Origin of the sequence: Dyella sp. C9 (genome assembly GCF_003332825.1) — a bacterium.
GTDB lineage: Bacteria > Pseudomonadota > Gammaproteobacteria > Xanthomonadales > Rhodanobacteraceae > Dyella.
On sequence record NZ_QIRF01000031.1, the window covers coordinates 1 to 5028 of the forward strand.

Annotated in this window: 2 tRNA genes and 2 rRNA genes; all 4 read right to left on the reverse strand. The window is 53.9% G+C overall.

Annotation, left to right across the window (positions count from 1 at the left end):
- Positions 1 to 2653: ribosomal RNA gene (locus DVU99_RS19510) — 23S ribosomal RNA — on the reverse strand; the annotation flags it as partial.
- 203 nt (positions 2654 to 2856) lie between these two features.
- Positions 2857 to 2932: transfer RNA gene (locus DVU99_RS19515), tRNA-Ala, on the reverse strand.
- Positions 2933 to 2943: 11 nt separating this feature from the next.
- Positions 2944 to 3020 (reverse strand) — tRNA-Ile (locus tag DVU99_RS19520).
- A 179-nt stretch (positions 3021 to 3199) separates the two neighbouring features.
- Positions 3200 to 4744 (reverse strand): 16S ribosomal RNA (locus tag DVU99_RS19525).
- Positions 4745 to 5028 lie beyond the last annotated feature (284 nt).

Below are 5028 nucleotides of genomic sequence, written 5' to 3' on the forward strand. Positions count from 1 at the left end.
CGTCCACTCCGGTCCTCTCGTACTAGGAGCAGCCCCTCTCAAATCTCCAACGCCCACGACAGATAGGGACCGAACTGTCTCACGACGTTCTGAACCCAGCTCGCGTACCACTTTAAATGGCGAACAGCCATACCCTTGGGACCGGCTACAGCCCCAGGATGTGATGAGCCGACATCGAGGTGCCAAACACCGCCGTCGATATGAACTCTTGGGCGGTATCAGCCTGTTATCCCCGGAGTACCTTTTATCCGTTGAGCGATGGCCCTTCCATACAGAACCACCGGATCACTAAGACCTACTTTCGTACCTGCTTGATCCGTCGATCTCGCAGTCAAGCACGCTTATGCCTTTGCACACAGTGCGCGATGTCCGACCGCGCTGAGCGTACCTTCGTGCTCCTCCGTTACTCTTTGGGAGGAGACCGCCCCAGTCAAACTACCCACCACACACGGTCCCTGATCCGGATTACGGACCTAGGTTAGAACGTCAAGCACTTCAGGGTGGTATTTCAAGGATGGCTCCACCGAAACTAGCGTCTCGGTTTCATAGCCTCCCACCTATCCTACACAGAAGAACTCAACGTTCAGTGTGAAGCTGTAGTAAAGGTTCACGGGGTCTTTCCGTCTTGCCGCGGGAACGCTGCATCTTCACAGCGATTTCAATTTCACTGAGTCTCGGGTGGAGACAGCGCCGCTGTCGTTACGCCATTCGTGCAGGTCGGAACTTACCCGACAAGGAATTTCGCTACCTTAGGACCGTTATAGTTACGGCCGCCGTTTACTGGGGCTTCGATCAAGAGCTTCGCCTTGCGGCTGACCCCATCAATTAACCTTCCAGCACCGGGCAGGCGTCACACCCTATACGTCCACTTTCGTGTTTGCAGAGTGCTGTGTTTTTGATAAACAGTCGCAGCGGCCAGGTTACTGCGACCCTCTAACGCTCAGTCACGCACGTGACCACGTCGGAGGGCGCACCTTCTCCCGAAGTTACGGTGCCATTTTGCCTAGTTCCTTCACCCGAGTTCTCTCAAGCGCCTTGGGATTCTCACCCTGCCTACCAGTGTCGGTTTACGGTACGGTTTCTCTGTAGCTGAAGCTTAGTGGCTTTTCCTGGAAGCGTAGTATCAGTCACTTCGCCCTATAGGGCTCGTCTCGGTGCTCGGCATAAAGAGGGCCGGATTTGCCTAACCCTCATGCCTACCGCCTTTCCCCGGGACAACCAACGCCCGGTAGACCTAACTTTCTCCGTCCCCACATCGCACTACAGACAAGTGCTGGAATATTAACCAGCTTCCCATCGACTACGCATTTCTGCCTCGCCTTAGGGGCCGACTCACCCTGCGCCGATGAACGTTGCGCGAGGAAACCTTGGGCTTTCGGCGTGCGGGCTTTTCACCCGCATTATCGTTACTCATGTCAGCATTCGCACTTCCGATACCTCCAGCAAGCTTCTCAACTCACCTTCACAGGCTTACGGAACGCTCCTCTACCGCGCACACAAAGTGTGCACCCCGAGCTTCGGTGTATAGCTTAGCCCCGTTAAATCTTCCGCGCAGACCGACTCGACCAGTGAGCTATTACGCTTTCTTTAAAGGGTGGCTGCTTCTAAGCCAACCTCCTGGCTGTCTATGCCTTTCCACATCGTTTTCCACTTAGCTATAACTTTGGGACCTTAGCTGCGGGTCTGGGTTGTTTCCCTTTTCACGACGGACGTTAGCACCCGCCGTGTGTCTCCCGTACATTCTGTCCTGGTATTCGGAGTTTGCCATGGTTTACTAAGCCGCGATGGCCCGCTAGCCATAACAGTGCTCTACCCCCAGGAAGATTCATACGAGGCGCTACCTAAATAGCTTTCGAGGAGAACCAGCTATCTCCGAGTTTGTTTAGCCTTTCACTCCTATCCACAGCTCATCCCCATCTATTGCAACAGATGTGGGTTCGGTCCTCCAGTGCGTGTTACCGCACCTTCAACCTGGCCATGGATAGATCACTCGGTTTCGGGTCTACTGCCAGAGACTATGCGCCCTATTCAGACTCGGTTTCCCTTCGCCTCCCCTATACGGTTAAGCTTGCCACTGACAGTAAGTCGCTGACCCATTATACAAAAGGTACGCAGTCACCCTTGCGGGCTTCCACTGCTTGTACGTATACGGTTTCAGGGTCTATTTCACTCCCCTCTCCGGGGTTCTTTTCGCCTTTCCCTCACGGTACTTGTTCGCTATCGGTCGGTCAGGAGTATTTAGCCTTGGAGGATGGTCCCCCCATGTTCAGACAGGGTTTCTCGTGCCCCGCCTTACTCAATTTCATCTCTAATGCCCTTTCGCCTACGGGGCTATCACCCGCTATGGCCGGCCTTTCCAAACCGTTCGGCTAAAACACTAAAGACTTTTGGGCTAGTCCGCGTTCGCTCGTCGCTACTGACGGAATCTCGGTTGATTTCTTTTCCTCCGGGTACTTAGATATTTCAGTTCCCCGGGTTCGCTTCCAGCAGCTATGTATTCACTGCAGGATACTGCTTACGCAGTGGGTTTCCCCATTCGGACATTGCCGGATCAAAGCTTGTTGCCAGCTCCCCGACACTTTTCGCAGGCTGCCACGTCCTTCATCGCCTCTGACCGCCAAGGCATCCACCGTATACGCTTGGTCGCTTGACCATATAACCCCAAGTCGCCTCGGGATTACATCTCCAAACAACGCGTTCGCTTAATTGCCTCAACGACACATCTCGATTCGGTTTCGAACCAAGACGCTTGTCACTCGTTTACTTTGTCAAAGAACACAGAGACGGCCACAGTGCCGTTCCGTTTCAAATCAATTCGTGTGCGCTTCTGCCTTCATTTCACGGTGTGCCACCAAATGGTGGAGCCAGTCAGGATCGAACTGACGACCCCCTGCTTGCAAAGCAGGTGCTCTCCCAGCTGAGCTATGGCCCCAAGTGATTTGGTGGTGGGTCTGGGAGGACTCGAACCACCGGCCTCACCCTTATCAGGGGTGCGCTCTAACCACCTGAGCTACAGACCCGGGAACCTCGCCTTCTGAAACGAAAAACGTCGCTATCAATGCCAGGCATCGAAGCGGCGTCTCGTTGAAGAGTTCAGCCATGGATGGCCGATTTAGCTCTTCGCAAAAGGGACTTTGCGTGAAAAGAAGTGCAGGTGTCTTGTGTGGACGTCTTGCGGGGAAGAAAGATGTCGTTCTCGAAAGGAGGTGATCCAGCCGCACCTTCCGATACGGCTACCTTGTTACGACTTCACCCCAGTCATGAACCACTCCGTGGTCGTCGTCCCCCTTGCGGTTAGACTAACGGCTTCTGGAGCAACTCACTCCCATGGTGTGACGGGCGGTGTGTACAAGGCCCGGGAACGTATTCACCGCAGCATAGCTGATCTGCGATTACTAGCGATTCCGACTTCATGGAGTCGAGTTGCAGACTCCAATCCGGACTGGGATCGGCTTTCTGGGATTGGCTCCACCTCGCGGTATTGCAACCCTCTGTACCGACCATTGTAGTACGTGTGTAGCCCTGGCCGTAAGGGCCATGATGACTTGACGTCATCCCCACCTTCCTCCGGTTTGTCACCGGCAGTCTCCTTAGAGTTCCCACCATTACGTGCTGGCAACTAAGGACAAGGGTTGCGCTCGTTGCGGGACTTAACCCAACATCTCACGACACGAGCTGACGACAGCCATGCAGCACCTGTGTTCTGATTCCCGAAGGCACTCCCGCATCTCTGCAGGATTCCAGACATGTCAAGGCCAGGTAAGGTTCTTCGCGTTGCATCGAATTAAACCACATACTCCACCGCTTGTGCGGGCCCCCGTCAATTCCTTTGAGTTTCAGTCTTGCGACCGTACTCCCCAGGCGGCGAACTTAACGCGTTAGCTTCGACACTGATCTCCGAGTTGAGACCAACATCCAGTTCGCATCGTTTAGGGCGTGGACTACCAGGGTATCTAATCCTGTTTGCTCCCCACGCTTTCGTGCCTCAGCGTCAGTGTTGATCCAGATGGCCGCCTTCGCCACTGATGTTCCTCCCGATCTCTACGCATTTCACCGCTACACCGGGAATTCCACCATCCTCTATCACACTCTAGCTATCCAGTATCCATTGCCATTCCCAGGTTGAGCCCGGGGATTTCACAACAGACTTAAATAACCGCCTACGCACGCTTTACGCCCAGTAATTCCGATTAACGCTTGCACCCTTCGTATTACCGCGGCTGCTGGCACGAAGTTAGCCGGTGCTTATTCCTCAGGTACCGTCAGCCCCACCGGATATTAGCCGGTAGTATTTCGCTCCTGATAAAAGTGCTTTACAACCCGAAGGCCTTCTTCACACACGCGGCATTGCTGGATCAGGCTTGCGCCCATTGTCCAATATTCCCCACTGCTGCCTCCCGTAGGAGTCTGGACCGTGTCTCAGTTCCAGTGTGGCTGATCATCCTCTCAGACCAGCTAGCGATCGTCGCCTTGGTAGGCCATTACCCTACCAACTAGCTAATCGCACATCGGTTCGTCCAACCGCGCGAGGTCTTGCGATCCCCCGCTTTCTCCCATAGGACGTATGCGGTATTAGCGTAAGTTTCCCTACGTTATCCCCCACGTTTGGGTAGATCCCGATGCATTACTCACCCGTCCGCCACTCGCCACCCACAGTATTGCTACTGCTGTGCTGCCGTTCGACTTGCATGTGTTAGGCATGCCGCCAGCGTTCAATCTGAGCCAGGATCAAACTCTTCACTTAAGTTTTCGACCTTGTGCTCACCCGAAGGCAAACACTCGATCTATCTTTCTGAAGCGTATGTCCTAACCATAAACGTCAAGCTTTTGAATTGACTCTTAGGTTAGACGCTTGCATATGTTTGACATTCAGTCATCCACCGCAAGGCGCCCACACAAGTCACCTGCGCACACTGTCAAAGATCTCAATCACTTGCCGAACGTTGCCGTTTCAGCGTTGGAACATTTCGTTCCGAGTGAGCCGCTCATCTTACATCATCTTTCCAGTCCGTCAACACCTTCAGCGAA